Here is a 5,769-nt window from a genome sequence, read left to right on the forward strand (position 1 = left end):
CCTCAGCACTGAAACATTTAACGCCGGACCTGCCGCCATAGAGGCGCTGAACGCCGGGGCCATCGACGCCACCTACATCGGCCCCAACCCGGCCATCAATTCGTTTGTCAAGAGCCAGGGCGAGTCCATCAGCGTCATCGCCGGTGCTGCCGCGGGTGGGGCCCAGCTGGTAGTGAAGCCGGACATCACCTCCGCCGCCGATCTCCGCGGCAAGACCCTGGCCTCCCCGCAACTGGGCGGCACGCAGGACGTCGCGCTGCGCGCCTGGCTTGGCTCGCAGGGTTACAAGACCAACGTTGACGGCAGCGGCGACGTCGCCATCAACCCCACGGAGAACGCCCAGACGCTGAAACTGTTCCAGGACGGAAAGCTCGACGGCGCGTGGTTGCCCGAGCCGTGGGCGTCGCGTCTGGTGCTGACTGCGGGGGCGAAAGTGCTGGTGGACGAAAAGGATCTCTGGGACGGTTCCGCGTCCGGCAAGCCCGGTGAGTTTCCCACCACCATCCTCATCGTGAACAAGAACTTTGCCGCCGCCCATCCGGAGACCGTGAAGGCGCTGCTAAAGGGCCACACCGAATCCGTGGCCTGGCTCAATGACACGCCCGGCGCAGAGAAGTCGGCCGTCGTCAATGCCGCGCTGCAGGAAGCCGCCGGCGCCGCGCTGCCCGCCGACGTCCTGGACCGGTCCCTGCAGAACATTGTGTTCACCGTGGACCCGCTCGCCGGGACCTACCCCAAACTGCTCAAGGACGGAGTGGAGGCCGGCACCACCAAGCAGGCCGACATCACCGGGCTGTTCGACCTCCGCGCCCTGAACGAAGTCATCGCCGCCGGAAAGACCGGACAGCCCATCTCAGCCGCCGGCCTCGGCCAGGACTGACCCCGCATTACCAGCAATCCACCAATCTAAGGACGGGACCATGCCAGTCGTACTGGAAAACCTGGGCAAGCGCTTCGGCGACGGCGCCCCGGTGCTGGACGACGTCAACGCCACCATCGGCGCGGGCGAGTTCGTCGCCCTCCTCGGTGCCTCCGGCTGCGGCAAATCCACCCTGCTGAACATCATGGCGGGACTGGAAGTCCCGACGTCGGGCGCTCTCGAAGTGCCCAGCGACGGTGCCGCATTTATGTTCCAGGACGCCGCACTGTTCCCTTGGCTCACGGCCCGGGAGAACATCGAGCTGGCCCTGAAACTGCGCGGCGTGGGCAAGTCCCAGCGCCGGGTCAAGGCAGATGAACTCCTCGACCTCGTGCACCTCGGCGAGGCCGGGGACAAGCGCCCGCACGAGCTCTCCGGAGGCATGCGCCAGCGCGTGGCACTGGCCCGCTCGCTCGCGCAGGACCGGCAGCTGCTCCTGATGGACGAGCCGTTCGCCGCGCTCGACGCCATCACCCGCGACCTCCTCCACGACGAGCTGGAACGCATCTGGAAAGAAACCGGGCGCACCATCGTTTTTGTCACGCACAACGTCCGCGAGGCCGTGCGGCTGGGCCAGCGCGTGCTGCTGCTCTCATCCCGTCCCGGCCGGGTGGTCCAGGAATGGGCCGTCTCCGAGGAACACCGAACCGACGCCGGCCTGGCCGGTCAGCTGACCGGGGTCATCACCGCCCGGCTGCGCGAGGAGATCCGCCGCCATGCCAAATAACCCCACCCCCCTGGCTGAAGAAAAGCCGGTGGCGGAGCACGCTTCCGCTGAAAAGGTCCACGCAGCCCTCACCCGGTCCTCCACCGGGAACGAGGACCTGCGCGAGCTTGAGGCCGGCCTGGACTCCCTGCAGTCCGATGCCGCCCGCAAGCACCGGATCGACTGGAGCCGCATCCTCTTGCCGGTCGCGGCTTTGGTGGTCCTGGTCCTGGTCTGGCAGTTCTATGTTTCCCTTGGCGTGAAGCGCCGCGACCTGGTTCCGGGCCCGCTCGATGTGCTGGGCCAGATCGGCGTGCTGTGGGGCGAAGGCAAGCTGCAGGAGGCTGTGTGGACCTCGCTGCAGCGCGGCATCGTGGGGTTCCTGATCTCTGTGGCGATCGCTACCCCGGTGGGGCTGCTGCTGGCACAGGTGGCACCGCTTCGCCGGGCGTTCGGCCCGCTGATTTCCGGGCTTCAGGTCCTGCCGTCGGTGGCGTGGGTTCCGGCCGCGATCATCTGGTTCGGCCTCACCGATGCCACCGTGTACTTCGTGGTGTTTATGGGCGCCATCCCCTCCATCATCAACGGGCTGATCTCCGGCGTGGACCAGATCCCGCCGCAGTACCGCCGGGTGGGGACTGTCCTGGGTGCCAACCGGCTCCAGATGGCGCTGCAGATTGTTCTCCCCGCAGCCCTTCCGGGCTACCTCGGCGGGCTGAAGCAGGGCTGGGCGTTCTCGTGGCGTTCCCTGATGGCCGCCGAAATCATCGCCGTGGGCGGGACCATCGGCTTCGGCCTGGGCTCACTGCTGGACCAGGGCCGTGTCCTGTCCGACATGACCGTGGTGATGGCCGCGATCCTGCTGATCCTGGCCGTGGGCATCCTGATCGAGCTGCTGGTCTTCGCGCCGATCGAGAAGCGCCTCCTCCGCAGCCGTGGCCTCCTCGCGGGCAGCACCCGCTAACCCGCATTTTCCTGCAACGCGGGGTCAGATCCTGCCCAATAACCACTGGTTATCGGGCCGGATCTGACCCCGCGTTGGTTTAATCCGGGCCCTACTCGCCGTGATGGAACGTACGACGGCGAGTCCCGCCGTCGGACCCTTCCTACGCCGTCGGCCACCTCCTACGGCTGTCGGGCCGTCCTCCGCCGTCGCTTCAACGCGGGGTCACTCCTGACCCAATAAACGTGGGTTATTGGGCCGGGAGTGACCCCGCGTTGCTGGTGCCCGGGGTGCGCTTGGGCCGACGACGGAGGCCCGGCCTATGTGACGCAGCGTTACCTTACGTGAACTGGTGTTTCCGTGCCGTTGTTGGCGAATGTGACGGCACCCTACCGTTGATTCATGGCAATTCAGGATATTTACCCCACAGCGCTGCGGCTGCTCGGCCGCCCCGTGCTGGTGGTGGGCGGCGGCCCCGTGGCTACCCGCCGCGCCAAGGGCCTGCTCGACGCCGGTGCCCGGGTCACCGTCGTCGCTCCCGTTGCCTCAGCCGCGCTCCAGGAACTGGCCGACGCCGGCCTCCTCACCTGGGAGCAGCGCACCTACCGTCCGGAAGACGTCGACGGCGTCTGGTTCGTCCAGACCGCAACCGGGGATCCCGCCGTGGACACCCGGGTTTCGGCCGACGCCGAGGCGCAGCGCATCTGGTGCGTCAACGCCTCCGACCATGAAGCTTCAGCCGCCTGGACGCCCGCTGTCGCGGTTGTCGATGACGTGCAGATCGCCGTGAACGCCGGGGGAGACCCGCGCCGCGCCATGGCCCTGCGCAACGCCGTCGCCACCGCGCTGGAAACAGGAGATCTCCCGCTGCGCCGCCGCCGTGCCTCAGCCGGTTCCGTGGCTCTCGTGGGCGGCGGTCCCGGCGACACCGGCCTCATCACCGTCCGCGGCCGCCGGCTCCTGGGCCAGGCCGATGTCGTGGTGGCAGACCGCCTCGGTCCCCGCGAACTGCTCAACGAACTCGCCCCGGACGTCCGCGTCATCGAAGTGGGCAAGACCCCTGGGCACCATCCCGTGCCGCAGGCCGAGATCAACCGGATCCTCGTCGAGGAGGCCCTCAAGGGTCACCGCGTGGTCCGGCTCAAGGGCGGCGATCCCTACGTCCTGGGCCGCGGCGGCGAGGAAGCCGAACACTGCCGGCAGCACGGCGTCGAGGTTGAAGTCGTCTCAGGCGTCACCTCCGCGATCTCCGTTCCGGCCGCAGCGGGCATCCCCGTGACGCACCGCGGCCTGGCCAAAGGCTTCAGCGTGGTCACCGGCCACGAGGAGCTGTCCGAGGTCCCTGCCCGCGCGGACCATACGATCGTCCTGCTGATGGGCGTTGCCGCGCTCCGTGATTCGGCATCCGCCCTTGGCAATGCCGGTTTGCCTCAGGACACTCCAGTTGGCATCGTTGAGAACGGCTATCTGCCGAATCAGCGCGTGACCATCGGCACGCTCGGTTCCATCGCCGACCAGGCGGAAGCCACCGGCGTCGCAAATCCCGCCGTGATTGTGATCGGTGACGTGGTGCGCGTGAGCCCCTTCGCGCCGTCGCACTTCAAGACAGCCGATTACAGCACCACCAGCCCCAACAAGCCCCGAGTCCTCACCTCTTAGCTTCGAAGAAAAGGAACACAGCCGTGTCAACCAGCACCTCCGTAGGATCTGCCGAACGTCCGCTGCGCGTCGCCGTGGTGGGCTCCGGCCCGGCCGGCGTCTACGCCGCGGACATCCTCACCAAGAGCGAAGCCGTCAAGAGCGGCGAGCTGACCGTGAGCATCGACCTCTTTGACCGCTACCCGGCACCCTACGGCCTGATCCGCTACGGCGTTGCACCGGACCACCCCCGCATCAAGGGCATCGTCAACGCCCTGCACAAGGTCCTGGACCGCGGCGACATCCGCTTCTTCGGCAACGTGGACTACGGCACGGACATCTCCATCGAGGACCTGCGCACCCACTACGACGCCGTCATCTTCGCCACCGGCGCCATCAAGGACGCGGACCTGAACATCCCCGGCATCGAGCTGGACGGCTCCTTCGGCGGCGCCGACTTCGTCTCCTGGTACGACGGACACCCGGACGTCTCCCGCGAATGGCCGCTGGACGCCAAGGAAATCGCCGTGATCGGCAACGGCAACGTGGCCCTGGACGTGGCCCGCGTCCTGTCCAAGCACGCCGATGACCTGCTGGTCTCCGAGATCCCGGACAACGTCTACGCCGGCCTGAAGGACTCCCCGGTCACGGACGTTCACGTCTTCGGCCGCCGCGGCCCCGCCCAGGTGAAGTTCACCCCGCTGGAGCTCCGCGAACTGTCCCACTCCAAGGACGTGGACATCATCCTTTACGCCGAGGACTTCGAGTTCGACGAGGAATCGGACCGCCAGATCCAGAGCAACAACCAGACCAAGACCATGGTGGGAACGCTCACCAACTGGATCGCCGAGCAGCCCGAGGACCTCTCCGAGCTCACGGCCTCCCGCCGCCTGCACCTGCACTTCCTGCACAGCCCGGTGGAAATCTACGATTCCCCGGAAACCCCGGGCCAGGTCGCCGGCATGAAGTTCGAGCGCACCGAGCTGGATGGCACGGGCAACGCCCGCGGCACCGGCGAGTTCGTGGACTACCCCGTCCAGGCCGTGTACCGCGCGATCGGTTACTTCGGTTCGGCCCTGCCGGAGATCGAATTCGACCACAAGAAGGGCGTGGTACCGAACGACGGCGGCCGCGTCCTGGATGCCGCCGGCACCCACGTGCCGGGCATCTACGCCACGGGCTGGATCAAGCGCGGACCCGTCGGCCTGATCGGCCACACCAAGGGCGACGCCCTGGAGACCTTGACCTACCTGCTGGAAGACCGCGACAACCTTCCGGTTGCCGCGGTTCCCGAGCCGGACGCCGTCGTCGAACTGCTCGACGCCCGCGGCGTGCAGTTCACCAGCTGGGAAGGCTGGCTCGCCCTGGACGCGCACGAACTGGCGCTGGGTGCCGCAGCCACCGAGGCCGGCGGATCCCACGGCGTTGAGGTCAAGCGCGAGCGCATCAAGGTAGTGCCGCGCGAGGACATGGTTGCCATTTCCCGCGACGGCGTGGCCGCCCAGGTCTAACCCCCTCCAACCAGCCCCTCCCAACCAACCCCTCCAACCAACGCGGGGTCAC

General features: G+C 67.6%; 5 protein-coding genes. All 5 read left to right on the forward strand.

Annotated features, from left to right (window positions below; translation table 11 throughout):
* A partial coding sequence (locus DBR22_RS07695; protein WP_108598525.1) for an ABC transporter substrate-binding protein occupies nucleotides 1-880 on the forward strand: 880 nt, incomplete at its 5' end.
* A 40-nt stretch (nucleotides 881-920) separates the two neighbouring features.
* Complete coding sequence (locus DBR22_RS07700) at nucleotides 921-1,646, forward strand: ABC transporter ATP-binding protein (protein WP_108598526.1); 726 nt, start codon at nucleotides 921-923, stop codon at nucleotides 1,644-1,646.
* On the forward strand, nucleotides 1,636-2,589 hold the full coding sequence (locus DBR22_RS07705; RefSeq protein ID WP_108598527.1) for an ABC transporter permease: 954 nt from the start codon (nucleotides 1,636-1,638) through the stop codon (nucleotides 2,587-2,589). Before DBR22_RS07700 ends, DBR22_RS07705 begins: the two co-directional genes overlap by 11 nt.
* A 381-nt stretch (nucleotides 2,590-2,970) precedes the next feature.
* Nucleotides 2,971-4,227: a uroporphyrinogen-III C-methyltransferase gene (cobA, locus tag DBR22_RS07710; protein WP_108598528.1), complete on the forward strand. Its 1,257-nt coding sequence runs from the start codon at nucleotides 2,971-2,973 to the stop codon at nucleotides 4,225-4,227.
* 23 nt (nucleotides 4,228-4,250) lie between these two features.
* Nucleotides 4,251-5,717, forward strand: coding sequence for an FAD-dependent oxidoreductase (locus tag DBR22_RS07715; RefSeq protein ID WP_108598529.1), 1,467 nt, complete (start codon nucleotides 4,251-4,253; stop codon nucleotides 5,715-5,717).
* Nucleotides 5,718-5,769: the final 52 nt, after the last annotated feature.

It is taken from the genome of Arthrobacter sp. HMWF013, assembly GCF_003061105.1.
In the GTDB taxonomy this organism is placed as follows: Bacteria; Actinomycetota; Actinomycetes; order Actinomycetales; family Micrococcaceae; genus Arthrobacter.